A 22624-nucleotide genomic window follows, 5' to 3' on the forward strand; every position below is an offset into this window, starting at 1 on the left:
TAAACCGATTTAGCATCCCTGTCATGCTCTCGGATCCCGGCACGCCACGGTTCGGCGCGAACTACGTCCCGTCGTCCGGGTGGTTCTACAGCTGGCTCGACTACGACGGCGCCGCGGTCCGGCGCGACTTCGCCGACCTCGCCGGACTCGGGCTGGACCACGTCCGGGTGTTCCCGGTCTGGCCGTGGATCCAGCCGAACCGGGCGATCATCCGTGAGCACGCGATCGAGGACCTGCTCGACCTGATCGACGCGGCCGCCGAGCACGGCCTGGGCGTCGCGGTCGACCTGATCCAGGGCCACCTGTCGAGCTTCGACTTCCTGCCGTCCTGGGTGCTTACCTGGCACCGCAGCAGCCTGTTCGAGAGCGACACCGTCCGCGCCGGCCTGACGGCGTACGTCGAGACCGTGGCGCGCGCGGTGGCCGGCCGGCCCAACGTCTTCGCGATCACCCTCGGGAACGAGGTGAACAACCTCTGGCCGGACAGCTCCACCACCCCGGCGAGCTCGACCAGTTGGGCACGGGACCTGCTCGCAGCGGTGAAGGAGGCGGCGCCCGGGCTCCTCGCGCTGCACTCGGTCTTCGACGACGCCTGGTACAAACCGGACCACCCGTTCCTGCCGGTCGACGTGGTCGACCTGGGAGAGCTGAGCACCGTCCACTCGTGGGTTTTCAACGGGGTCTCCCGAGTGGACGGGCCGCTCGGCCCGGCGACCCTGACCCACGCGGACTACCTGGTCGAGCTCGCGGCGGCCACCTCGCTCGACCGGGCGCGACCCGTCTGGCTGCAGGAGATCGGCGTACCGGGTCCTGACATCCCGGTGGACCTCCAGGCGGAGTTCACCCGCCGTACGGTCGAGCTGGTGGTGCACAACCCGGCGCTGTGGGGCGTCACCTGGTGGTCGTCGCACGACATCGACCGGCGGCTACTGGACTTCCCGGACCGGGAGTATGACCTCGGGCTCTTCACCGTGGACCACCAGCGCAAGCCGGCCGCGCAGGCGCTCGCCGACGTGATCGCCGAGATCCGGTCCGCCGGAGTCAGCCCGCAGCAGGCGACCACGCTGACGAGCCCGGTGAACCTACGCACGGAGCCGCACCGCCGAGCCGAGATCGCCCCCGGCAGCGAATTCCACCTCACCTGGGTGGCAGCCCGCGCGGAAGGCCCGGTCCGCATCTCCCTTCCGTCCTGACAACAGCTACAGCTTGCGGTCGATCAGGACCTGGATACCGTCGAGGATGCGATCCAGGCCGAACTCGAGATCGTCGTCGAGCCCGTCCTCGTACTCCTGGTTCGTGTAGAGCGCGGTCAGCATCGGATAGTCGCCGGCGGCCAGTCGCGGCACCAGGAACGCGCCCACCTCGTCCGACTGCACCGGCGCTGCGTCGCTCGCCTCCAACTGCCGGGCCAGGTTGGCGTAGCTGCGGACGTACCCGTCGAGCAGCAGCACACAGCCGAGGTTGTCGTGCTGGCTCAGTCCGGTGTCGTCGAGCACCTGCAGCAGTACTTCGACCCAGCTGAGCAGGTTCGGCGTCACCGGCGCACCCCTGATCGGGACATCCAGCAGCCAGGGGCGCTCGGAGTACCGCTCCAACTGGGCGTGCACCCAGGCTTGCGCGCCCTCGCGCCAGCCTTCGGCGGTCAGTCGAGGCGCTCGTCCCCAGGCGGTCTCGGTGACCAGCACGATCAGTTCGTCCTTCGAGCTGACGTAGCGGTACATCGCGTTCGTGCTGACGCCCAGGTGCGCGGCAATCCTCTGCAGCGAGATGGCCTCGAAGCCCTGGGTGTCGCCGAACTCGATCCCGGTGGCGACGATCTGCCGGACGCTGAGCGCGGGTTTCGGGCCACGGCGCTGCACCGGCTGGACGCCCCAGGACAGGGCGAGCCCAGCCGGCAACCGGCCCGGCTCGTCGCTCATGCCCCCATCCTTCCGCACCCGGCGCCGTTCCGGCAGGACCCTGAGCCCCACCGGTCACAGGGGACTTGACCCCACCTCCGAAACGGGTCCCAGACTCCTGCCGGGACAAACTGTTCAATCCTTACGCTTTTCTCGTCGGACCGGCACCGGGCCGGACGCGGTACCGCCGTCGGGACTGACCCTGGCACTGCGCATCGCGACCGTCGGCTGGCTGGCCGTCTGCGGGCTGGTGCTCGCGGTCTTCGGCCACTTCGACGGGCCGTGGTGGCTGTGGTCGGACCTCGGTCTGGGACTGGGCGTCGCCATCCTCTGGTGGACCAACGAGTCCTACCACCGCAAGTCCCACCTGCCCGCCGCCGCGACCCGCTGACCCCTCTCGCAACTGCTGCTCCGATCGAAGGTGACTACTCGCAGACCACCCAGCAGACGGCAGCGGTCGACGCCTACACGGACAACCTGTCTGCAAATGTCGTCATCACAAGCGATGTGGGCGCCCTACCGGACGGTCTGTTCGACGAGGTCCGGAGTGCGCCGCGAGTCACCGCGGCCTCGGAGTTGGTCCGGAGCACGGGCTGGATCGAGGAGCCGTACGACACCACTCACACCAGCGATGCCTGGCCGCTCCTGGGGCTGAACGGGCCCGTCTACAAGGGAAAGGTCCACGCCGGATCTCTGGAGCAACTCACCGGTGACACGGTCGCCCTGCCACCCGGAGCGGCCAAGAAGCTGAAGGTCGGCATCGGGGACGAGATCGGAGTACGGCTGGGTGACGACGCGCTGGTCAAGGTGAAGATCGTCGCGCTGGTCGACGGTACTTCGGGGTGCGAGTCGATCCTGCTGCCCTCGGCTCTGCTGGTCGCGATCGCGATCGCCTACACCGCGATCGCCTCGATCAACACGATCGCGGTGGCGGTGCTCGACCGGCGGCGTGAGTTCGGCCTGCAGCGGCTGACCGGTTTCACCCGGCGGCAGGTGGTTGCGCGGCGAGCCGATGGACGCGGTCAACTCCCCAGCCGGCTGATCACTCGCCGATCGTGACCCACCCGTAGCCGCCGTCTTCCAGGCGAACCACCTGGAAGCCGGCGGCGAGGCGCCGTACGTCATCCGTCTCCAGTACTGCGGGCGCCGGCCCGGCGACATCGATGACGATGGCGGCGGCGCCCTCCTGGATCGCGGCGGTGGCTACCAACTGTGACTGGGCGGGCATCGGCCGCGCCTCGGGACTCCAGCGGGCCAGACTCTCCGTGCTCGTGAAGGCCAGCAACGCGTTCCGCCCGTCCTGGCCCTGCAGCAGCGCCACGGCCATGTCGGAGGTCTTGTCGTGCGCCAGCCCACGCTCGTCGTACTCGACCTCGCCGAGCATGGCGACCACCGGCACCAGCAGCCGCGCCTTCGTCAGCGCGGCCAGGATCGCGCCCTGGTCACCCGCTCGGAGGGCTTCGCTGAGCGCAGGATCGGCCGTCCCGTCGTCGTTGTCGAATCCGGTGAAGGCGAGGCGGCGTTCTGGTTGCACCCACCCATTGTCCGGGTCGCCTCCCCGGAGCGGGGTTTCAGGGTGGTGTCAGGGCTGTTCCCTCTTGGATCGTGTGGTTCCTGTGCGAGCCTGGGTATGTGCCTGACTTCAATGATCTGACGCTGCTGCCGTTCTGTGCCGGCCTCACGCTGCTCGGCCTGATCGCATCCTGGGCCGCCTGGCGGCGCCGCGGACTCGCTTCGGGCGTGCGTGGCGTGGCCTGGTCGCTGCTCCCGGTCTCGCTGTACATGACCGGGCTGCTCGAGCTGCTCTGGGACGTGGTGAAGAGCGTCACGAGCTGGGTCACGCACCTGATCTTCTCCCCCACCGTGTGGGCGGGGGTGGCGCTGTTCGGCGTCTCGGTCGTGCTCTACGTCGTTTCCGGCGTGGCCAGGACGCGCCGTGGTGACGCCCCGGAGAAGGCGGCCAAGCCCAAGCAGGTCTCCGACGCCATCGGTGAGCTGACGGCGTCCGGTCCCCCGGCGGCCAGCGCGAAGCCCACGAAGCAGGCGAAGCCCGCCAAGGCCCCCAAGGCGGGTAAGAGCCAGGAATCGTCGGAGTTCGACGAGATCGAGGACATCCTGAAACGCCATGGAATCAACTGACCCCCTGACCAAGGGCACCCCTGGTACCGACCCCCTGACGAACGGCCCCCTGACACACGATCCCCTGACGAACGGGCCGCTGGCGATCGACAAGTTGCTCGACCACGTCCAGGAGATGCCCGCCCGGCTGGGCCGGACGCGGCTGATCAGCGTCGACGGGCCCGCCGGTTCCGGCAAGACCACCCTGGCCGACCGCATCGCCGCGCGTGCGGAGGCGCGCGGCCTGCACACGCTGGTGCTGCACATGGACGACCTGTACGAGGGGTGGGACGGCGCGGTTCGCGGGTTCGGGCTGCTCCGGGACCACGTCCTCAAGAGGCTGGCGGACGGCCGCGAAGGCCGCTACCGCCGGTACGACTGGCAGCATGGCGCCTACGCCGAGCTCCACGTGGTCCCGGTCACCCTGGACCTGCTGATCGTCGAGGGCGTCACCTCGAACGACCGCGACGCCGATCCCTACCAGTCACTGCGGATCTGGATCGAGACGAGCAACGAGGTCCGCCTGGACCGCGGTATCGAGCGCGACGGCGAGGCCCTCCGCGACCACTGGCTGGAGTGGATGCGCTGGGAGCGTGACCACTTCGCCACCGAGAACAGCCGGCAGCGCGCCCACGTCATCGTCGACGGCGACCCCACCGTCCCGCACTCGACGGAGACCGAACTGGTGACCAAGTCCGTCAACCTCACCCAGGACTCCGCCGCCTCCTAGCCGCGTTGTCTATCAGGTTTTCGTCGAGCGCCAGTGTGACGTTTGCCCTTGTGGACAACAGAAAACGGCGGGGTTGGTGACTTGGCGTGCACACTTGATTGCGCCTAGAATCGAAGACATGTTCGATGGCGATGTGCAGGAGTTGGATACGGCCGAGCTGCTCAGCTCGACCGCAGAGCATCACGCCGAACACCGGCGGCTCGAGGTCAGGCTCATCGTCCACGCTCTGCGGTACGCCGACCTTCACCATTCCACGACCCACGAGCGCGCCGAAACACCTGGGAGTGAACGGGCGATCGTCCTCGGCGGAGCGGGCTGCCCATCGATCAGCGAGTTCGCCGCTGCTGAGTTCGGGGCCATGATGGACATGTCCGCCGGTGCCGCGGCGGCCTTCATCGGCCAGGCACTCGCCCTTCGCCACAGATTGCCCCGAATCCTCGCGATGGTTCTGAACGAGGAGGCGACTCCTTGGAAGGCCCGGCAGATCGCCACTGCCTGCCTCGACCTGAGCGAGGAGGCCGCCGCCATCGTCGATCGGCGGGTTGCGGGGATCATCGATTCCGTCACCCCGCTTCGGTTGAAGAAGATCGTCAAGGCGGCGATCTGGCAGGCAGACGCCGCAGCAGCCGAGGCGGCTGCCCAGCAGAAGGCCCGCGAACGAGGTGTCTACATCGGTCGCTCGAACGACCATGGCAACAAGTCCGTCTGGATCCTGGCCGCGTCGGGCGATGTCATCCGTTTCGACGCCACTGTCGACGCGATCGCTGAAGCCCTGAAAGCCCTCGGCGACACCAGTTCTCTCCAAAGGCGCCGCGCCAAGGCCGTCGGTATCCTCGCTGACCCGACCTACGCCGCCGCCGTGCTCGCCCAAGCCTCCAGTCTCTCCGTGAGCACCCCGCCGCGCCCTGCCGCCGCCTCAGCTTCCAGACATGTCAGAGGATCCGCGGAAGCAGCATCGCCTGCCGTGGATCCGGCTGAGCCGGGGATTGATGACGAGGCGGACCGAGACGCACCACATCCAGGTCAAACCGAGCTGCCTGATCCCCTGGACACGCCGGTCCGGACCCGACACGAAACGTGCGAGGACTCCGACGATTCAGAGCCGGATCGAGCAGCGCAGCGCGCCCTGGCAGCGAGGCTTGCCCAGATCAAGCAGCAAGCCCACAGCAACACCATGCAGTCCGGCGGACGTTCACCGGGCCGGACAGAGGTTCTCGTCCACCTCACCGACCACACCCTCGCCACCGGCAGCGGAGTCTTGCGGGTCGAAGGCATCGGGCCGATGGTGGCCGGCCAACTGGGCGAATTGATCGGATACGGCCCGTACCTGGTGAGGCCGGTGATCGACCTCAACGACAAGGTCAGCGTCGACGCCTATGAGATTCCCGACCGCATTCGTGAACGTGTTGCGCTGACCCACCCGGTCGAGCAGTTCCCGTTCGGGACAGCTGAGACGACCCGACGGATCGACCTCGACCACATCGAGCCCTACGACCCGACCGGACCACCCGGGCAGACGAATACCAGCAACCTGGCACCCCTGCGGCGATTCAGCCACCGGGTCAAGACCCACGGGCGCTGGTCGGTCCGGCGTCTCGACGACGGCGCTCTGGAGTGGACCAGCCCCCACGGGTTCAGGTTCCGGGTCGATCACACCGGCACTCGCCGCATCGACAAGCTGATGGCCGGCTCCACGAGCGGTGCGGGAGGATAGGCGGATGAGCCGACAGGTCTTGCCGTCAGGGGAGCAGTGGACGATTCGCGCCGGGGAGTACCTCGGCACCGTGGTGAGCGTGGGTGGAGGCCTCCGCGGACTCTCGTACGGCGGGCGCGAGGTGCTCGTGGGCTACGGCGAGGACGAGCCGGCGCACGCGGGGATCGGGCAGCACCTGTTCCCGTGGCCGAACCGGATCACCGACGGGAAGTACACCTTCCGCGGGGTGGACCAGCAGCTCTACCTGACCGAGCCGGCCCGGCTGAACGCGATCCACGGGCTGACGCGCTGGGCGAATTGGGAGCGAGTGGACGACGGCACCGACGAATCCGTCGTCCACCTGGCGCACCACCTCCACGGCCAGCCGGGGTATCCGCACCAGCTGGACCTGAGCCTCGAATACCACCTGGATGCCGAGAGCGGGTTGACCGTCACCGCCCGGGCGGTGAACGTCGGCGCCGATGACGCGCCGTACGGGTATGGCGTCCACCCGTACCTGTCCGTCGGCCGGAAGATCGACGAGTGTGAGCTGGAGTTCACCGCGGCGGAGTGGCTGGAGGTCACCCCGGATCGTTTGAGCCCCGTGGGACTGGCACCGGTAGGCGGTTCGCAGTACGACTTCAGTCAGGCGAAGAAGTTGCAGGATCTCGACATCGACAACGCCTTCACCGGACTGCCGGAGTCCTGGGAGGTGCGGCTGACCGATCCGGACACGGGGAACACCGCGCGGCTGCGCAGCGATACCAGGTGGATGCAGCTCTACACGGGTAACGCGATCGGCCGGGTCGGGCTGGCCGTCGAGCCGATGACGTGTCCGCCGGACGCCTTCAAGACCGGCGACGACCTGGTCGTCCTGAAGCCCGGCGACGAACACACCACCAGCTTCGACGTCAGCGTCTAGGCGAGCGGCTGACCGGCGCCATGAGAGCGGGCCACCGCGGCCAGTTCCTTGGCCGCGCGGCCCGCCCGGGCGCCTTCCGACGCCTGCACCGCGAGGATGCCGAGTCTGTTGCCCTCGGCATCGAACAGCTGCAGCCATGGGTCACCCGCGCGGAACCGCAGCGCCTTCACGTTGTCCCAGCCGTAGCGGTAGCTCTTGAACACGTTCCGGACCCGCAGCCCGTCGGCGTACGCCGTGACGCGGACCGTGGCCATCCGGTAGAGCAGCCAGAGGATGACACCGAAGAACGCCAGCAGCGTGATCCGCTGGAACGGCGTGAAGCTGTCCCGCGACTCCGCCGACAACCGGAACCAGATCACCCCGAACACGGCGACCAGGGACAGCCCCATCGCGGTCGACATCATCGCGACCATCCACGGGTGGAAGGTCCACTCCGCCCGCGGGGCCGCGGTGTCCTTCGAGGTCATCGTGGTCAGATCCGGCACGCGTGGATGTCCGTGGTGAGGATGGCCCGGGCGCCGATCTCCCAGAGCAGGTCCATGATCCGCTGTGCTTCGGCCCGGGGCACCATCACGCGGACGGCGACCCAGCCTTCCCGATGAAGCGGCGAGACCGTCGGCGACTCGAGGCCCGGCGCCACCGCGTTCGCGGCCTCGACCGCCTCGGCGCGGATGTCGTAGTCCATCATCACGTAGTTGCGGGCGACCAGGACGCCCTCCAGCCGGCGCACCAGCTGCTCGAGCCCGTTGGGTTGCTCCACGGACGCCGCGTGCCGCTTGATCAGCACCGCCTCGGACTTGAGGATCGGTTCGCCGAACACCTCCAGGCCCGCCTGGCGCAGCGTCGTACCGGTCTCGACGACGTCGGCGATCACGTCCGCGACGCCGAGCTGGACCGCGGACTCGACCGCGCCGTCCAGCTTCACCACGGACGCCTTGACGCCGTTCTCGGCCAGGTGGTCGCTGAGGATGCCGGCGAACGAGGTGGCGATCCGCTTGCCCTCGAGGTCCTTCACCGACCGGGCCACCCCGGGCCGGCCGGCGAACCGGAAGGTCGAGCCGCCGAAGCCGAGCTCGAGGATGGTCTCGGCGTCCGCGTGCGAGTCGAGCACCAGGTCGCGGCCGGAGATGCCGACGTCCAGGGTGCCCTCACCGACGTACACGGCGATGTCGCGGGGGCGCAGATAGTAGAACTCGACGCCGTTGTCGGGGTCGGTCAGGGACAGGTCCTTGGTGGTCCGGCGCTGCCGGTAACCGGCCTCGGCCAGGATCTCGGTGGCGGCCTCGCTCAGCGAGCCCTTGTTCGGTACTGCGACGCGCAGCATGAAACGGCCAATCTGTAGATGTGAACCGGGGGATCTGTAAGAGCTCCTACAGATGTCGGTACACGTCGTCGAGGCTCAGGCCGAGCGCATGCATCATCACCTGCGCGTGGTAGAGCAGCTGGCTCAGCTCCTCCGCGGCCCGTTCCTTGCCTTCGTGCTCGGCGGCCATCCAGGACTCGGCGGCCTCCTCGACCAGCTTCTTGCCGATCGAGTGCACACCGGCGTCCAGCGCGGCCACCGTGCCGGAGCCCTCCGGTCGGGTCAGCGCCTTCTCGCCCAGCTCGGCGAAGAGTTCGTCAAAGGTCTTCATCGCAGGCTCAGCCTAGAGGTCGGCCGGTCGCAGGTTGCGATCAGGTCTCGCTCTCCGGACTTTCCCGAGGCGGTGAGTGGGCGTCGACGTACCAGGCGTGACGCTCCGCGAGGAACCGTTTCACCATCCCGAAATCCATCCCGTCGGACTCGGTCCGCAGGTGGAACGGCGGCGGGTAGAAGCAGTCGCCGAGCAGCATCACGCCCGACTCGGGGTCGAGGACCACCAGCGAGTCCGGCGCATGGTTCCCGCCGACATGCCGCAGTTGTACTCCGGTCGGCAGGGTCAGGGTGTCCTCGAAGGTCCGGTGCGGCACGATCACCTCGAACCCGTCCCAGCCCGGCATCGCCAGCGCGCGGGCGCGGAAGCTCGGACCGAGCTTCGGGTTCTCGGCGACCCGGTCTCTCAGGTACTGGTGGCTCCACGGGCGCTTCGCTTCCGCCTCGAGGAGGTCGACAGCCGCGGCGTGGGCGATGACCTCGACGTTCTCCCAGGCGGATGCACCCCAGCTGTGGTCCCAGTGATGGTGGGTGTAGACGAGGGTCGTGGGCGCAGGGAGACCGGCTGCGGCGATGGCCTGCTGGATCTCGGTGGCGTGGGCCGGGCTGTTGCCGGCGTCGACGAGGACGCTGCCGCGGTCGTCGGCGATCACCGCGACGGACGGCCGGACCGCTTCGGGGTCCGGGTCGTGCGGGTAGAGCCAGACCCGGCCGCTGAGGTGCACCAACTCGACCATTTGCCCGACGATAGCTGGCATGCCATCGAGAGTTCGAGAACTGGGAGTCGTACCGGGTTCGCTGCCGACCGGTCCGCTGAACGCCATCACCGACGTGCCGGGGATCCGGGTCGGGCAGACGACGATCGATGACGGAGGCGACCTGCACACCGGGGTGACAGCGATCGTGCCGGACGGGTACGCCGCCGGACTGCCCGCGGCGATCGCGGTGGGGAACGGTTACGGGAAGCTGGTCGGCTCCACCCAGGTGGACGAACTCGGCGTGCTGGAGACGCCGGTGCTGCTGACCGGGACGCTCTCGGTCTTCCGGGTCGCCGACGCGCTGCTGACCTGGCTGCTCGACCGCGACCCGACGGCGACGAGCCTCAATCCGGTCGTCGGCGAGACCAACGACGGCTTCCTCTCCGACATCCGCCGGCGTCCGATCACGCCCCAGCATGTCTTCGACGCCCTCGATTCGGCCTCCACCGACCTCCCCGCTGAAGGTTGCGTCGGAGCCGGCACCGGCACCAGCGCCCTCGGCTTCAAAGCGGGGATCGGCACGTCCTCGCGCGCGGTCACGGGCGGGACCGTCGGCGCCCTCGTCCAATCCAACTTCTCCGGCACTCTCACCGTCCTCGGCACTCCCATCCACCGAGATCCCGTCGTTGAACCCGAGGGCAACTCCTGCATGATCGTCGTAGCCACCGACCTCCCCCTGGACGCCCGCCAACTCGGCCGCCTGGCCAGACGAGCGATCTTCGCCATGGCCCGGGTCGGCTCCGACTACTCCCCTGGCAGCGGCGACTACGCCATCGCCTTCAGCACGGCCCGCACCGGCGAGGGCATGCAGGATCGCCTGCTGAGGAACGTCTTCCACGCAGTCACCGAGTCAACGGAGGAAGCCCTGCTGAACTCGGTGACGATGGCCCACACCGTCACCGGGTACGGCGGGAACACGCAGTACGCCGTACCTCTCGAACTGGTCGCCGAGCTGGGTCAGGACTCGTAGAGGGCGACCAACGACCGGGCCAGGTGGCCGAGTTCGGCGCGGAGCTCCGGCGGGTCGAGCACCTCGAGACGATCGCCGTACCGGACGAACTGCGTGGCCGCGTTGCCGATCGACTCGATCGGTACTGCGACCGTGATGCTGCCGTCCTCGTCGGGCTCGGCGCCAGTGTCGGCGATCGCCTTCAGCAACAGGGTGGACGACAGGTCGCTGAGCCGAGCCACCAGCGGCGCGGACATCCGGACCACCGCCTCACTCGTGAACCGTCGCTGCTCGAACTGGTCCAGGTGGTCCTGCCAGTGCCGGCCGAGGTCGAACTCGCCCGGCCTGATGAACTCCTCGTCGGTCGGGGTCAGCTCGAGGATGTTCGAGACTCGATAGGTGCGGAGTCCCCCGGGGGTGGCGGCGACGACGTACCAGGTGCCGTTCTTGAGCACGAGGCCGTACGGCTCGAGGATGCGCTCGACCTCGCGGGGTGCCTCCCAGCGCCGGTAGAGCACCTTGATCCGGCGGTCGTGCAGGACCGCCTCCGCGATCGCCGCGAGGTGCGGTGAGTCCTCGGCCTCGCGGTACCAGGCCGGCATGTCCAGGTGGAAGCGGTTCTTCAGCCGCCCGGCGCGATCGCGTTGATCGGGGCCCAGCGCGGCCAGGAGCTTGAGCTCGGCCGCACTCGTCTGCTCGGTCAGCCCGAGTGCAGCCGCGGGACCAGGCATGCCGACCATGAAGAGCGCGGCTGCCTCTCCCTCGGTGAGCCCGGTCAGCTTCGTGCGGTATCCGTCGACCAGGCGGTATCCCCCGGCCCGGCCCTGGTCGGCGTACACGGGGACGCCGGCGGCGGCCAGCGCCTCGACATCGCGGTAGATCGTGCGGAGCGAGACCTCCAGCTCGGTCGCGAGCTCGCGCGCGGTCAACTGCCTGCGGGTCTGCAGCAGGAGCAGGATCGACAGCAGGCGACTCGAACGCATGATTCGAGGCTACTCCGGAACACTGACATGACCTGTCAGGTTTCCACGAGAAGGTCTGGTCATGACCACATTGACCAAGCTGACGAACGACTTCGACTTCCTGACCGGACACTTCGACGTGGCCCATCGCGTGCTGCAGCCAACCGGTGAGTGGAAGGAGTTCACCGGGACCTGCACGGGCCGCACCCACTTCGACGGCGGCGTCAGCATCGACGAGGCGCGGTTCGCCGGCGGGTACGGCCTGTCGCTCCGCCTCTACGACCCGGCCGACGAGAACTGGACCATCTACTGGGTCAACAGCAGGACCGGCAAGCTCCAGCCCCCGGTCCGCGGCAAGTGGACGGACGGCGTCGCCACGCTGTACGGCGAGGACGACCTCGGCGACCGGATGGTCCCGGTGCGGCTGCGCTGGACCGACATCACCGAGGAGACCGCGCACTGGGAGCAGGCCTACTCGTCCGATGGTGGGGAGACCTGGGAGACCAACTGGACGATGGATCTGACCCGGCGGACGACCGAACCGCCGCAGCTGGACCTCCCCAAGGTGACCGGCGACTTCGACTTCTTCGTCGGCTCCTGGGACGTGCTCCACCGCCGCCTCGTGTCGCCGTTGACCGGCAGCGACCAATGGCGCGAGCAGTCGGGCAGCACCTCCGAGGCGTACACGCTCTTCAACGGCGCGGTCTGCGTCGACGAGGTCACTCTCCCGGCCGACGGCGCGCACGGCATGACCGTCCGCCTGTACGACGTGGCTGCCGGGGCCTGGTCGATCTACTGGATCAGCAGCCGCCGGGGTGTGCTCGAACCGCCCGTGCACGGCGGATTCGGTGCCGACGGCATCGGAGTACTGGAGGGTCCCGACAAGCACGAGGGCCGGCCGGTCGACGTCCGCTTCCGGTGGACCACGGGCGACGTACCGGTCTGGGAGCAGTTCTTCTCGGTCGACGACGGGGCGACCTGGGAGAGCAACTGGACGATGACCTTCACCCGGCGAGGAGTCTGACCATGACAACCTGGACCAAGGAAACCGGCGACTTCGACTTCCTCGACGGCCACTTCGACGTCCGGCACCGGACGCTGAGCAAGGTGCTCGTCGGCAGCGACGACTGGCAGGAGTACGACGGCACCTGCAGCGCCCGGACCCACTTCGACGGCGCGATCAGCATCGACGAGATGCAGTTCCCGACCAAGGGGTCGTACGGGATGTCCGTGCGGCTGTTCGACCCGGTCGAGAAGCAGTGGACGATCTACTGGATCAGCAGTACCTCGATGGAGGTCCAGCCGCCGGTGAAGGGCGGGTGGAAGGACGGCTCGTGCTGGCTGGTCGGCGAGGAGGTACTCGACGGCAAGCCCATCCTGGTCAGCTACTCCTGGTCGGACATCACCGAGACGACCGCGCACTGGGAGCAGTCCTTCTCCGACGACGGTGGAGAGACCTGGGAGGTCAACTGGACGATGGACTTCACCCGGCGCGACACGGAGCCGCCGCGGGTGGACATCCCGAAGCCGACCAGCGACTTCGACTTCCTGGTCGGCGAGTGGGACATGGCGAACGAGCGTCGCAAGCCGGCCCTGGGCGAGCCCGCGGACTGGTACGAGGTGCCCTCGAAGATGAAGGTCTACTCGTACTTCGACGGCGCGATCAGCTTCGACGAAGGCTGGTTCCCGACCGAGGGATTCCGCGGCGCGACCCTGCGGCTGTTCCACCCGGAGACGAAGACCTGGTCGATCCACTGGATCAACAGCCTGCGCGGCCGGCTCGAGACACCTGTCGTCGGTTCGTTCGGCGCCGACGGCCTGGGCGTCTTCGAAGGCCCTGACGAGTGGGAGGGCCAGCCGATCGACGTGCGCTTCCTCTGGACGCCCGGCGCGGACCAGGCCGCCTGGGAGCAGTCCTTCTCCACCGACGGCGGCCGCACCTGGATCCCCAACTGGCGCATGACCCACACCCGCACCGCCTGACGCAACGCTTTTCAGAGGGCGCGGGTGGCCAGGAGAGTCGAGAGCGCGGCCTGCGTGGACTCGTAGCCTTTGTCCTCGCGGCTGTCGGGGAGTCCCGCCCGGTCCAGGGCCTGCGGGTCGTTGTCGCAGGTCAGCAGGCCGAAGCCGACCGGTACTCCGGTCTCCACCGCGACCCGCATCAGGCCGTCGGTCGCCGCCTGGCAGACGTACTCGAAGTGCGGCGTGTCACCGCGGATCACCACGCCCAGCGCGACCACCGCGTCGTACCCGCTCTTCGCCGCATGCAGTGCGGCGACCGGCAGCTCGAAGGACCCGGGCACCCGGATCACCTTGTAGTCCGTGACACCTGAGTCCGCCAGCGCCCGCTCGGCCCCGGCGACCAGGGAGTCGGTCACCGTCGGGTGCCACTGCGCCGCGATGACCGCGACCCGGACTCCCTCGGCCCGCGGGATCTCGATGGTTGGTGCTCCACTGCCCGACATCAGCCGGCTCCGTTCTCGTCTGTGCCGGTGGGCAGGTGGTGGCCCATCCGGTCGCGCTTGGTCCGCAGGTACCGCAGGTTGTGTTCGGTCGGGTCGATCGAGATGCCCCGGCGCTCGACCACGTCGATGCCGTAGCCCTGTACTCCGGCCAGCTTGTCCGGGTTGTTGGTCAGCAGCTTCACCGAGGTGATCCCCAGGTCGGCCAGGATCTGCGCGCCGGTGCCGTAGTCGCGGGCATCGGCGGGCAGCCCGAGGTCGAGGTTCGCGTCGACCGTGTCGCGGCCCGCGTCCTGGAGCTCGTACGCCTGCAGCTTGTGCAGCAGGCCGATCCCCCGGCCCTCGTGGCCGCGCAGGTACACCACGACGCCGCCCTCGGCCGCGACCTGGCGCATCGCCTCGTCCAGTTGCGGACCACAGTCGCACCGCAGTGAGCCGAAGGCGTCACCCGTCAGACATTCGGAGTGCAGCCGGACCAGCGTCGGGCCGTCCCCGATGTCGCCCCGGACCAGCGCGAGTTGCTCGGACCCGTCCACGGTGTTCCGGTAGCCGTGGGCAACGAAGTCGCCGTACCGGGTCGGCAGCGTGGTGGTCGCCACCCGCTTGATCTGGGTCTCGGTCCGTTGCCGATAACGGATCAGGTCCGCGATCGAGACCAGGACCAGGCCGTGCTCGTCCGCAAAGGTACGCAGGTCCTGCCCGCGCTTCATCGTGCCGTCGTCGTTCACCAGCTCGGAGATCACCGCGGCCGGCGTCAGCCCGGCGAGTCGCGCCAGGTCGATCGACGCCTCGGTGTGCCCCGGTCGGACCAGTACGCCGCCCTCCCGCCCGCGCAGCGGGAAGATGTGCCCGGGCTGGACCAGGTCGTACGGCTCGGAGGCGGAGTCGGCCAGCACCCGGATCGTCCGGGACCGGTCCGCCGCCGAGATTCCGGTCGAGATGCTGTCGCGGGCATCGACCGAGATCGTGTACGCCGTCCGCATCCGCTCCCGGTTGTGCGGAGTCATCAACGGGATGCCGAGCCGGTCGAGCTCGGCCGCCTCCATCGGGACGCAGACCACGCCGGAGCTGTAGCGGATCAGGAACGCGAGCAGCTCGGGCGTCGCCTTGGACGCGGCGAAGATCAGGTCGCCCTCGTTCTCGCGGTCCTCGTCGTCGACCACGATCACCGGACGGCCGGCCCGGATCTCGTCGATCGCATGCTCGATCGTGTCGAGCTTCAGCAGCTCACCCATGTCAACCCACCACCACTGGTTCGGGAGTCGACGCTGCCGCCGCCTCGCGGTTCTGGATCCGCCACCAGGCGGCGAACCCGATCACACAGAACAACCCGTAGACGACGTACATCGCCGCGCTCGGGTAGAACTTCGCCTGCACCAGCAGCGGTACGCCGACGACGTCCACCGCGATCCAGATCAGCCAGAACTCGACGAAACCCCGCGCCATCCCGTAGGTGGCGAGGATCGAGCCGGTCAGGATCCACGCATCCCATTGCGGTCCCCACGAGCCCAGCGACTTCAGCACGGGGTACGCGATCGCGTAGAGGACCACGCCGACGCCGAGCAGTTCCAGGCGTTCCCGGGTGGTCGCCCAGCGTGGGTTCACGCCGGTGGCGGCGCCTGCGTGGCGGGTCTGGTACCAGCGGTACCAGCCGTAGAGGCTGACCAGGACGAAGAAGACCTGCCGCCCGGCCTGACCCCAGAGGTCCTTGTCCTGCGGGGTGTCGAACACCCCGCCGACGAACACCGTGAACAGCAGGACGTTGCCGATGATGCCGACCGGCCAGGCCGCGACCAGCCGGCGCATACCGAACAGGGCGCTGGCCAGACCGAAGACGTTGCCGACGATCTCCCGGACCAGCACCGGCGAGCCGGCGATCGTCACCTGCTCGTGCAGCAACCAGTTGAAGAAGCTCATTCCTTGCCTCCAGCAACAGTGTTCGGCTGCGCTCCGGCGGTGAGCAGGCGCTCGACGTACTTCGCGATCACGTCCACCTCGAGGTTCACCGTGTCGCCGACCTTGTTGCGGCCGAGCACGGTCAGCTCGAGGGTGGTGGGGATCAGGCTGATCCCGAACGTGCCGGTGCTGTCGTCCACGTCCGTCACGGTCAGAGACACCCCGTCGACCGCGATCGAACCCTTCTCGGCGACGTACCGGAGGATCTCCGCCGGCGCCGCGATCCGGACGACCTCCCAGTGCTCCGCGGGTTCACGGCTGGCGATGGTGCCGACGCCGTCCACGTGCCCCTGGACGATGTGACCGCCCAGCCGGGCGTGCGCGGCGACCGCGCGCTCGAGGTTGACCCGGGCGCCCTTCTCGGCGCTGCCCAGGCTGGTGCGCTGCAGCGTCTCGCGCATCACGTCGGCGGTGAAGGTGCCGTCGGCGGTGTCGATCACCGTCAGGCAGCAGCCGTTGACCGAGATCGAGTCGCCGTGGCCGGCGTCCGACGTCACCAGCGGCGCGTGGATCCGCAGCCGGGCGGCGTCGCCCTCCAGCAGGTCGAGAGCCTCGACCGTGCCCAGTTCTTCGACGATTCCGGTGAACATTCAGACCGTCCTTTGCGGTGATGGAGTTGTCAGCGGGGTCAGGGTCAGCCGAACGTCGTCGCCGAGGCGGGTGACGTCCGCAAGGGTGAAGCGCCTCAGGTCGGCGATAGATTCCGCGCCCAGGTCGCCGATGGCGGAGAACCCCGAACCGAGGACCGCCGGAGCGACATACGCGACGATCTGGTCGACCAGCCCGGCGCGCAGGAAGGCGGCGGCCAGGGTCGGGCCGCCTTCGAGCCAGAGGTGCCGGATCTGGTGATCGTCCAGTTGCCGGAGCACCTCGGCGGGATCGTGGGTGGGGAGCAGCAGCGTCTCGGCCCGGTCGTTGCGGACCCGCGCGGTGGCTGGGATGTCGCGATCGCCGACCACTACCCGGAGTGGCTGCCGCCCGACCTGCTGGTTCTCCGCGTCGCGGACGGTCAGCTCGGGATCGTCGTCGAGCACGGTCTGGGTGCCGACCGCGATCGCGTCGCACTCGGCCCGCTTGCGGTGCACGTCGGCGCGCGCGAGCGGCCCGGTGATCCACCGGCTCGACCGATCCGGGGCCGCGCTGCGTCCGTCCAAGGTGGTGGCGAACTTCCAGGTCACGAACGGACGGCCGGTCCGGATCGAGTGCAGCCAGACGTGGTTGACCGTTTCGGCCTCGTCCTGGAGCACGCCCTGCTCGACCTGGATGTTCTTGTTGGCGAGCTTGTCGGCTCCGCCCGACGCCTGGCGGTTCGGGTCCGGTACGGCGTACACGACCCGGGCGACGCCCGCCTCGATCAGGGCGTCGGCACACGGACCGGTCCGGCCGGTGTGGTTGCACGGCTCCAGCGTGACGTACGCCGTACCGCCGCGGGCGCGGTCGCCGGCCATCCGCAAGGCCTCGACTTCGGCGTGCGGGCCTCCGGGGTAGGCGTGGAATCCCTCACCGGCCGGATGTCCGTCGCGCCCGGTGATGACACAGCCGACGACAGGGTTCGGGTGGGTGGTGCCGATGCCCAGGGCGGCGAGCTCGACGGCACGACGCATCCAGGCGATGTCGATCGGCGACGCGTTGTTCACTGACGGTCCCTCGTTGTCACGGTCGCGCCCGGGGTCGTGACAACCGGCGCGCACCGCTCCACCGCGTTTCACCCGGGAGTCAGGAGGACCCCACGGGCGACCGGCCACGATCGGGAAGATCGCTCGGCGCAGCCCTGAAGCCGCGTCGTCCGGACGCCGGAGCGCACCCGCCGATCGCGTGCGCCTCCCATCCGGACTTTCACCGTCGGTCCTGGAATTCCACCAGGTCAACCGGCCGCCGAACTGCAACGACCGGGTCGCGGACTATCACCGCCGGCTCGGAATTACACCGACCCCGGAGCACGCGAGTGGGTTCACTCGTGCTCCAAGTATGCCCCTCTCCCCAAACCCCACCACGACCTGGGTCACATCCTGGAACCCCTGTCGCTCGCTGGCGGGTTCTCAGGCTGACTGGTCAGTCGAGGGGGGACATCCAGTCGGGGTTGCGGCCGACCAGGGCTAGGAGGGTGGAGAGGTCTGAGGCGCCGCCGGGGATTTTTACGCTGCGTTCGAAGGCGGCGCCTGGGCCTCGGGTCTCGTCGGTGTCGGGGATGCGGCGGGCCAGGCCTAGGGCCATCTCCACCATGTCGGACGGTGGGTCGTACGGGACGTCGATCGCGCGGGCGACGTCCCAGGCGTGCACGATGCAGTCGAGCTGGCGGAAGGTGAGCGCGACCCGGCGCGGGAAGGTGCCGAACTCGCGGACCTCCATCGGCTGGTCCAGCGCTCCCCCGTCGGCGAACGCCTCGGCGACCCGCACGTTCGACCGTCGGTAGGCGCCCGCGGGGTTGTCGCCGAGCCGCCCGCCGGTCCAGGTCTGCACCGGGGCCGAGCCGTCGATCGCCGCGGCGGCGAATCCCTCGTTCTCGCTGACGATGTGCCGCAGCAGGCCGCGTACCGTCCAGTCGGGACAGGGGGTGGGGAACCACAGGTGCTCAGGCCGCACCTGCATGATCACCTCGCCGAGTACCGCGCCGGCCCGCCGATCCAGATCCCGGATGTCCATCCGCTCTCCTCCTCGTCGTCCTGCCCTGGCCGAGCATAGGCCCGCAGCCCGGGCGCCGCCCGCTTTCCTGAGGATTGACCACACCCTCACGGGTTAACCCGCACCGACCGCCCCGGCACCCGGCGCGAAGGAAAACGAGGTGGGCTCGTCCGTAAAGGGTGAGGGCTGCCGAGCGCGTCCGTCCTACCGTTGGTTCGAGCTCGATCGGCCGTTCGCGGGAAGGAAGCGTATGAGCGACGCTGCAAAGGTCAGGAGCCGGGCGGGCGGGGTGCTCGCGGCCACGTGCATCTCGACGCTCGTGGTGAACGCGAACACCTCGGCGGTCAGCATCCTCCTACCCGCCATCTCAGAAGACACCGGCACCTCGGTAGAGACGCTGCAGTGGGCGGTGACCGGCTACTCGCTGGTCGGTGCCGCGGTCATCGTCACCTCGGGCTCGCTGGGTGACGTCTTCGGCCGCAGGCGGGTCTTCCAGCTGGGCCTCCTGCTGTTCGTGGCGTCGTGCGTGATGATCGCGCTCGCCGGGTCCGGCGGGATGGTGATCGCCGGACGCGTGATCCAGGGCGCGGCCGGTGCGACCATCCTGGCGTGTGGCCTGAGCCTCCTGTCGGTCGCCAACGACGGAGCTGCCCAGTTGCGGGCGGTGTCCCTGTGGGGCGCGGCGGCGGCCGTCGGCGCGGCCGCCGGTCCGTTGCTGGGCGGCGTGCTCGTCGATGCCACCGGGTGGCAGGGGCTGTTCTGGATCGACGCTGCAGTGGCGTTGCTCTGCATGGTGCTGACCGCGGCGACCGTGAGCGAGTCGAGCGACCCGGATCGGCCGAGGACGATCGACTACGCGGGCACCGTGCTCATCGCGCTGACGCTGACGCCGCTCATCCTCGGGGTCTCCAAGAGCGGCGACTGGGGATGGCTCTCGGTGGCCACGCTGGGTTGCTTCGCGATCTCGATCGCGGCCGCCTACGCGTTCATCGCCGTCGAGCGGCGGGTCGCCGTACCGCTGCTGGACCTCGCGCTGCTGCGCAACCGCGTCCTGGTGGGCTCGACCATCGCGATTCTCATCGGTGCGGGCACGATCAACGGGCTGATGTACCTGCTGAGCCTGTATTTCCAAAATCCCGCCGCCCTGGACTTCAGCCCTCTCGAGGCAGGCCTGGCGACGTTGCCGGCGACCGTCGGGCTCGTCGTCGTGGCCCCGCTCGTGCCGCGTCTGGCGGCGAAGTTCGGCGGCCGGCAGACGATCGGCGCCGGGTTCGCCCTCACCACTCTCGGATTCGTCATCGTGGGCTTCGTGGGCGCGTCGTGGACGTACGCCGCGTTCGTGCTGCCGCTGGTTGCCATCGCGGTGGGCATGGGAATGTCCAACGGTCCCGCGTCGTCGGCGGCGACGGCGTCGGTACCGGAGAACGAGGTCGGTGGGGCCTCGGGCGTCTCCAACATGGCCCGGTACGTCGGCGCCGCGGTGGCCACCGCACTGGCCGCCACGATCTACGGCACCGTGATCGCCAACCAGGCCGACGACGGCGCGTCGCAGAGTGACGCCCTGGCGTCCGGCCTGGCCGCGGCTTCGTGGATGATGGCGGTCTTCAGCTTCCTCGGCGTCCTGATGGCCTTCGTGATTGCCCGGCACCGCGCGGCGACCGGCACGTTGAACGACGCCGCCGCGGCAGCCGCCGCCCACCTCCACACCCTGCCGACCTCGGCAACGGCCGGACGAGCCGACCCCGAGCAAGGTAAGGCGGGCGCATCAGAGCGGAGGCCGGGGTGAGGTCGGCCGGGGTCACCGGGTGTCCTTGTCGCCGTGGCGTCGGAACGGACCGACCATCCGTGGGCCCGCGAGCCGGGTCTCCAGTCGACGCGCCTCACGCTTGACAGGCTGCGCGAGGTACTGACCGAGGATCACGCCGGCCGCGAGCGCGAGCGCGGTGGCGAGCGCTGAGGCCAACTCGAGGACGCCGTCCTTGCCCTCCGCGAAGAGGGCGAGTCCCCGGTAGATGTCGAGTCCTGGCAGGAGCGGCACGATCGCGGGGACAACCACGACGAGCGCCGGGACCCGGAATCGACCTGCAACGAGGTAGCAGACTGCGCCGATGGTGATGGCGGCGACCGCCGAACCCCAGGTCCGGCCGACGTCAGAGCTGTCGATGGTCAGCAGGACCCCCTGTCCGAGCGCCGCGACCAGGGCCACCGCTATCAGAGAGCGCCGCGGTGCGTACGACGCGAACGCGAAGGCCGCAGCGGCCAGTGCGGCGCCGAAGACGGTGACCCCGACCTCCGCCAGGCCGGCCGCACCGGGCTCGAAGCTGATCAGGCCCACTCCGAGCATGTCGCCGACGGTGAGTCCTGCACCCACCCCGGCGATGATGCCCGCCGTGTTCAGCACGGCGTCGATCAACCTGGCGCTGGCCGTGACCGGGAAGCCGGTCAGAGCGTCCTGGGTGGCACCCATCATGCCGACTCCCGCGAGGAGGATGACGATCCCCGTCGTGACGACCCGGGACGGGTTCACCGCGAGTTCCGTGGCCGAGGCGATGACCGCTATTAGCGTGGCCACGAATCCCCCCGCCGCATGCTGGTAGAACGCCGGGATGCGGTGCAGGGGCAAGAGCAACTGGGTCCCGTCGATCGCACAGGCCGTCAGGAAGGCGAGCAGGCACACGATGGGGCTGCCGCCCAGGGTGAGCGCGATACCGGTTCCCATCACGCCCCAGCCGACCGTCACCGCCCAGCGGCGTCGGTGGTGACCGGTGGACACGATCCGGGCGAGCTGGTCTCCAGCCTCGCGTCGGGTGATATCACCGGCGACGAGGCTGTTCACCGTCTCGTCGACGTCGACCAGGTCCGCGTAGTCGACCGGGCGCCGGGTCACCCGGCGAACCTGGATGGCGGCGGGCTCGTCGCTGGTGGGTTGGTGGTGGAGGGTCAGATCTACGAACGTCACGTCCGCGGTCACGTGGCGCACCCCGCAGGCCTGGGTCACCGCCAGCATGGCGACCGTGACATCGGCCGCCCCAGCCCCGGACGACAGGAGGACCTCGCCGATCCGCAGCGCCAGATCGAGCGTTTCATAGACCTCGCGTCGCTCCGTCATGTCCTTGTCCGATCACAACACCCAGAGTCACGCCGCGCGCCAGGCGCAAGACGGACGACACCGATCAGATGGCCATCGTCGGTGCCTCAGGCCCCTGCGTCATCGTCCGGCATGGGTGATTGGTCGGGCCCGAGCCCGGCACCGCCGCGCTTTCCGGATGATTGACCACACCCCGCCCCGGGCACCCAGTAGCCTGAGCGCATGCCCGGGACGCTTTACATCACAGGTGACAAGGCCGCCGACGGTCTGCTGAACGAGGACGGCACCGCCCTGCTGATCGGCATGCTGCTGGATCAGCAGGTGCCGATGGAGTGGGCCTTCGCTGGTCCGGCCAAGCTCAAGGAACGCCTCGGCCAGCTCGACGCGAACAGGATCGCCGCGATGGGCGTCGAGGAGTTCGTCGCGGTCTGCGCGGAGAAGCCGTCGATCCACCGGTTCCCCGGCGCGATGGGCAAGCGGATCCACCAGGTCTGCACGGTGCTCGCCGACGAGTACGAGGGCCAGGCGGCGAACATCTGGAAGGGCGTCGACACGGGTGCCGAGCTGTACCGCCGGCTGCACGCGCTGCCCGGGTACGGCGAGGAGAAGTCGAAGATCTTCGTCGCCATCCTGGCCAAGACCCAGGGCGTCCGCCCGCAGGGCTGGCGGGAGGCGGCGGGCAAGTTCGGCGACGACATCCCGCGCTCGGTCGCGGACATCGACGGCCCCGAGTCCCTCGCCAAGGTCCGCGAGTGGAAGAAGGCCCAGAAGGCCGCCAAACGCGACAAGCAGGACAACGCCGTCCGCTGATCTCCGGGCGGCAGTACTGATCC

General features: G+C 69.1%; 26 protein-coding genes and 1 riboswitch. Of the genes, 12 read left to right on the plus strand and 14 right to left on the minus strand.

Annotation, left to right across the window (positions count from 1 at the left end; translation table 11 throughout):
* The first annotated feature begins 23 nt into the window (after window positions 1-23).
* The gene (locus EV648_RS29185) at window positions 24-1193 is read left to right on the plus strand and encodes a glycosyl hydrolase (RefSeq protein WP_132298342.1); all 1170 of its coding nucleotides are present in this window, start codon (window positions 24-26) and stop codon (window positions 1191-1193) included.
* 6 nt (window positions 1194-1199) lie between these two features.
* On the opposite strand, the gene EV648_RS29190 is transcribed toward EV648_RS29185, so the two are convergent.
* Window positions 1200-1919: a TetR/AcrR family transcriptional regulator gene (locus EV648_RS29190; protein WP_132298343.1), complete on the minus strand. Its 720-nt coding sequence runs from the start codon at window positions 1917-1919 to the stop codon at window positions 1200-1202.
* Window positions 1920-2148: 229 nt separating this feature from the next.
* On the opposite strand from EV648_RS29190, the gene EV648_RS44335 reads away from it, so the two are divergent.
* Both EV648_RS44335 and EV648_RS29200 read left to right on the plus strand, forming a co-directional pair.
* Window positions 2149-2289, plus strand: coding sequence for a hypothetical protein (locus EV648_RS44335; RefSeq protein ID WP_241995688.1), 141 nt, complete (start codon window positions 2149-2151; stop codon window positions 2287-2289).
* The gene (locus EV648_RS29200; RefSeq protein WP_241995690.1) at window positions 2232-2957 is read left to right on the plus strand and encodes a hypothetical protein; all 726 of its coding nucleotides are present in this window, start codon (window positions 2232-2234) and stop codon (window positions 2955-2957) included. Before EV648_RS44335 ends, EV648_RS29200 begins: the two co-directional genes overlap by 58 nt.
* On the opposite strand, the gene EV648_RS29205 is transcribed toward EV648_RS29200, so the two are convergent.
* Window positions 2941-3432 carry an SseB family protein gene (locus tag EV648_RS29205; RefSeq protein WP_132298344.1) on the minus strand — a complete coding sequence of 164 codons (492 nt, stop codon included), beginning with the start codon at window positions 3430-3432 and terminating at the stop codon, window positions 2941-2943. The genes EV648_RS29200 and EV648_RS29205 overlap by 17 nt on opposite strands.
* 98 nt (window positions 3433-3530) lie before the next feature.
* On the opposite strand from EV648_RS29205, the gene EV648_RS29210 reads away from it, so the two are divergent.
* The 4 genes from EV648_RS29210 (at window position 3531) to EV648_RS29225 (ending at window position 7361) form a co-directional block, all read left to right on the plus strand.
* Entirely contained in the window at window positions 3531-4037 is a 507-nt protein-coding gene (locus tag EV648_RS29210; protein ID WP_132298345.1) for a hypothetical protein, read from the plus strand.
* Complete coding sequence (locus tag EV648_RS29215) at window positions 4024-4746, plus strand: uridine kinase (RefSeq protein WP_132298346.1); 723 nt, start codon at window positions 4024-4026, stop codon at window positions 4744-4746. The genes EV648_RS29210 and EV648_RS29215 overlap by 14 nt, the downstream gene beginning before the upstream one ends.
* Before the next feature lie 76 nt (window positions 4747-4822).
* Window positions 4823-6460, plus strand: a complete 1638-nt coding sequence (locus EV648_RS29220; RefSeq protein ID WP_132298347.1) for a hypothetical protein — start codon at window positions 4823-4825, stop codon at window positions 6458-6460.
* 4 nt (window positions 6461-6464) lie between these two features.
* Window positions 6465-7361 (plus strand): aldose 1-epimerase family protein, encoded by an 897-nt coding sequence (locus EV648_RS29225; RefSeq protein ID WP_132298348.1) that lies wholly within the window; start codon window positions 6465-6467, stop codon window positions 7359-7361.
* Here the strand turns inward: EV648_RS29225 and EV648_RS29230 are convergent.
* Genes EV648_RS29230 through EV648_RS29245 form a run of 4 tightly spaced genes read right to left on the minus strand, consistent with a single transcriptional unit; the run spans window position 7358 to window position 9731 of the window.
* Window positions 7358-7846: a PH domain-containing protein gene (locus EV648_RS29230; RefSeq protein WP_241995692.1), complete on the minus strand. Its 489-nt coding sequence runs from the start codon at window positions 7844-7846 to the stop codon at window positions 7358-7360. The two genes, EV648_RS29225 and EV648_RS29230, sit on opposite strands and share 4 nt — an antisense overlap.
* Window positions 7834-8685, minus strand: coding sequence for an ATP phosphoribosyltransferase (hisG, locus tag EV648_RS29235; protein WP_132298349.1), 852 nt, complete (start codon window positions 8683-8685; stop codon window positions 7834-7836). The genes EV648_RS29230 and hisG overlap by 13 nt, the downstream gene beginning before the upstream one ends.
* 46 nt (window positions 8686-8731) lie before the next feature.
* Entirely contained in the window at window positions 8732-8995 is a 264-nt protein-coding gene (locus EV648_RS29240) for a phosphoribosyl-ATP diphosphatase (RefSeq protein WP_132196493.1), read from the minus strand.
* 40 nt (window positions 8996-9035) lie between these two features.
* Window positions 9036-9731 carry an MBL fold metallo-hydrolase gene (locus EV648_RS29245; RefSeq protein ID WP_132298350.1) on the minus strand — a complete coding sequence of 232 codons (696 nt, stop codon included), beginning with the start codon at window positions 9729-9731 and terminating at the stop codon, window positions 9036-9038.
* A gap of 19 nt (window positions 9732-9750) precedes the next feature.
* Here EV648_RS29245 and EV648_RS29250 point away from each other — a divergent pair, with 19 nt between their 5' ends.
* Window positions 9751-10722 (plus strand): P1 family peptidase, encoded by a 972-nt coding sequence (locus EV648_RS29250; protein ID WP_132298351.1) that lies wholly within the window; start codon window positions 9751-9753, stop codon window positions 10720-10722.
* On the opposite strand, the gene EV648_RS29255 is transcribed toward EV648_RS29250, so the two are convergent.
* Entirely contained in the window at window positions 10710-11684 is a 975-nt protein-coding gene (locus EV648_RS29255) for a YafY family protein (protein WP_132298352.1), read from the minus strand. The two genes, EV648_RS29250 and EV648_RS29255, sit on opposite strands and share 13 nt — an antisense overlap.
* A gap of 61 nt (window positions 11685-11745) precedes the next feature.
* Between EV648_RS29255 and EV648_RS43420 the strand changes: the two genes are divergently transcribed.
* Together EV648_RS43420 and EV648_RS43425 are read left to right on the plus strand one after the other, a co-directional pair.
* Window positions 11746-12687 (plus strand): hypothetical protein, encoded by a 942-nt coding sequence (locus EV648_RS43420; protein ID WP_199234888.1) that lies wholly within the window; start codon window positions 11746-11748, stop codon window positions 12685-12687.
* Window positions 12688-12689: 2 nt separating this feature from the next.
* Window positions 12690-13646 (plus strand): hypothetical protein, encoded by a 957-nt coding sequence (locus tag EV648_RS43425; RefSeq protein ID WP_199234889.1) that lies wholly within the window; start codon window positions 12690-12692, stop codon window positions 13644-13646.
* A gap of 11 nt (window positions 13647-13657) precedes the next feature.
* Here EV648_RS43425 and ribH read toward each other — a convergent pair whose 3' ends face one another.
* From ribH to EV648_RS29295, 6 genes are all read right to left on the minus strand, one after another.
* Window positions 13658-14128, minus strand: coding sequence for a 6,7-dimethyl-8-ribityllumazine synthase (ribH, locus tag EV648_RS29270; RefSeq protein WP_132298353.1), 471 nt, complete (start codon window positions 14126-14128; stop codon window positions 13658-13660).
* Window positions 14128-15360 (minus strand): bifunctional 3,4-dihydroxy-2-butanone-4-phosphate synthase/GTP cyclohydrolase II, encoded by a 1233-nt coding sequence (locus EV648_RS29275; protein WP_132196503.1) that lies wholly within the window; start codon window positions 15358-15360, stop codon window positions 14128-14130. Before EV648_RS29275 ends, ribH begins: the two co-directional genes overlap by 1 nt.
* Window position 15361: 1 nt before the next feature.
* Entirely contained in the window at window positions 15362-16042 is a 681-nt protein-coding gene (pnuC, locus tag EV648_RS29280; RefSeq protein ID WP_132298354.1) for a nicotinamide riboside transporter PnuC, read from the minus strand.
* Entirely contained in the window at window positions 16039-16671 is a 633-nt protein-coding gene (locus EV648_RS29285) for a riboflavin synthase (protein WP_132298355.1), read from the minus strand. Before EV648_RS29285 ends, pnuC begins: the two co-directional genes overlap by 4 nt.
* Complete coding sequence (gene ribD, locus EV648_RS29290; RefSeq protein WP_132298356.1) at window positions 16672-17718, minus strand: bifunctional diaminohydroxyphosphoribosylaminopyrimidine deaminase/5-amino-6-(5-phosphoribosylamino)uracil reductase RibD; 1047 nt, start codon at window positions 17716-17718, stop codon at window positions 16672-16674. It lies immediately after the preceding gene.
* 174 nt (window positions 17719-17892) lie between these two features.
* Window positions 17893-18026: riboswitch (FMN riboswitch) on the minus strand.
* Window positions 18027-18133: 107 nt separating this feature from the next.
* Window positions 18134-18724, minus strand: coding sequence for a TIGR03086 family metal-binding protein (locus EV648_RS29295; RefSeq protein WP_132298357.1), 591 nt, complete (start codon window positions 18722-18724; stop codon window positions 18134-18136).
* Window positions 18725-18953: 229 nt separating this feature from the next.
* Between EV648_RS29295 and EV648_RS29300 the strand changes: the two genes are divergently transcribed.
* Complete coding sequence (locus tag EV648_RS29300) at window positions 18954-20489, plus strand: MFS transporter (protein ID WP_132298358.1); 1536 nt, start codon at window positions 18954-18956, stop codon at window positions 20487-20489.
* A 12-nt stretch (window positions 20490-20501) separates the two neighbouring features.
* Here the strand turns inward: EV648_RS29300 and EV648_RS29305 are convergent, their stop codons facing one another.
* On the minus strand, window positions 20502-21812 hold the full coding sequence (locus EV648_RS29305) for a threonine/serine exporter ThrE family protein (RefSeq protein ID WP_132298359.1): 1311 nt from the start codon (window positions 21810-21812) through the stop codon (window positions 20502-20504).
* Window positions 21813-22013: 201 nt separating this feature from the next.
* Between EV648_RS29305 and EV648_RS29310 the strand changes: the two genes are divergently transcribed.
* A complete protein-coding gene (locus tag EV648_RS29310) occupies window positions 22014-22601 on the plus strand; it encodes an HhH-GPD-type base excision DNA repair protein (protein ID WP_132298360.1) in 588 nt (195 codons plus the stop codon).
* Window positions 22602-22624: the final 23 nt, after the last annotated feature.

This window comes from Kribbella sp. VKM Ac-2568 (assembly GCF_004345365.1).
In the GTDB taxonomy this organism is placed as follows: Bacteria; Actinomycetota; Actinomycetes; order Propionibacteriales; family Kribbellaceae; genus Kribbella; species Kribbella orskensis.

Excerpts from the sequence above, each read along its gene's own strand:
- EV648_RS29185 (WP_132298342.1), top strand. The coding sequence starts at position 24 with ATGCTCTCGGATCCCGGCACGCCACGGTTCGGCGCGAACTACGTCCCG.
- EV648_RS29190 (WP_132298343.1), bottom strand. The coding sequence starts at position 1,919 with ATGAGCGACGAGCCGGGCCGGTTGCCGGCTGGGCTCGCCCTGTCCTGG.
- EV648_RS29215 (WP_132298346.1), top strand. The coding sequence starts at position 4,024 with ATGGAATCAACTGACCCCCTGACCAAGGGCACCCCTGGTACCGACCCC.
- EV648_RS29225 (WP_132298348.1), top strand. The coding sequence starts at position 6,465 with ATGAGCCGACAGGTCTTGCCGTCAGGGGAGCAGTGGACGATTCGCGCC.
- hisG (WP_132298349.1), bottom strand. The coding sequence starts at position 8,685 with ATGCTGCGCGTCGCAGTACCGAACAAGGGCTCGCTGAGCGAGGCCGCC.
- EV648_RS29240 (WP_132196493.1), bottom strand. The coding sequence starts at position 8,995 with ATGAAGACCTTTGACGAACTCTTCGCCGAGCTGGGCGAGAAGGCGCTG.
- EV648_RS29245 (WP_132298350.1), bottom strand. The coding sequence starts at position 9,731 with ATGGTCGAGTTGGTGCACCTCAGCGGCCGGGTCTGGCTCTACCCGCAC.
- EV648_RS29250 (WP_132298351.1), top strand. The coding sequence starts at position 9,751 with ATGCCATCGAGAGTTCGAGAACTGGGAGTCGTACCGGGTTCGCTGCCG.
- EV648_RS29255 (WP_132298352.1), bottom strand. The coding sequence starts at position 11,684 with ATGCGTTCGAGTCGCCTGCTGTCGATCCTGCTCCTGCTGCAGACCCGC.
- EV648_RS43420 (WP_199234888.1), top strand. The coding sequence starts at position 11,746 with ATGACCACATTGACCAAGCTGACGAACGACTTCGACTTCCTGACCGGA.
- EV648_RS43425 (WP_199234889.1), top strand. The coding sequence starts at position 12,690 with ATGACAACCTGGACCAAGGAAACCGGCGACTTCGACTTCCTCGACGGC.
- ribH (WP_132298353.1), bottom strand. The coding sequence starts at position 14,128 with ATGTCGGGCAGTGGAGCACCAACCATCGAGATCCCGCGGGCCGAGGGA.
- EV648_RS29275 (WP_132196503.1), bottom strand. The coding sequence starts at position 15,360 with ATGGGTGAGCTGCTGAAGCTCGACACGATCGAGCATGCGATCGACGAG.
- pnuC (WP_132298354.1), bottom strand. The coding sequence starts at position 16,042 with ATGAGCTTCTTCAACTGGTTGCTGCACGAGCAGGTGACGATCGCCGGC.
- EV648_RS29285 (WP_132298355.1), bottom strand. The coding sequence starts at position 16,671 with ATGTTCACCGGAATCGTCGAAGAACTGGGCACGGTCGAGGCTCTCGAC.
- EV648_RS29295 (WP_132298357.1), bottom strand. The coding sequence starts at position 18,724 with ATGGACATCCGGGATCTGGATCGGCGGGCCGGCGCGGTACTCGGCGAG.
- EV648_RS29300 (WP_132298358.1), top strand. The coding sequence starts at position 18,954 with ATGAGCGACGCTGCAAAGGTCAGGAGCCGGGCGGGCGGGGTGCTCGCG.
- EV648_RS29305 (WP_132298359.1), bottom strand. The coding sequence starts at position 21,812 with ATGACGGAGCGACGCGAGGTCTATGAAACGCTCGATCTGGCGCTGCGG.
- EV648_RS29310 (WP_132298360.1), top strand. The coding sequence starts at position 22,014 with ATGCCCGGGACGCTTTACATCACAGGTGACAAGGCCGCCGACGGTCTG.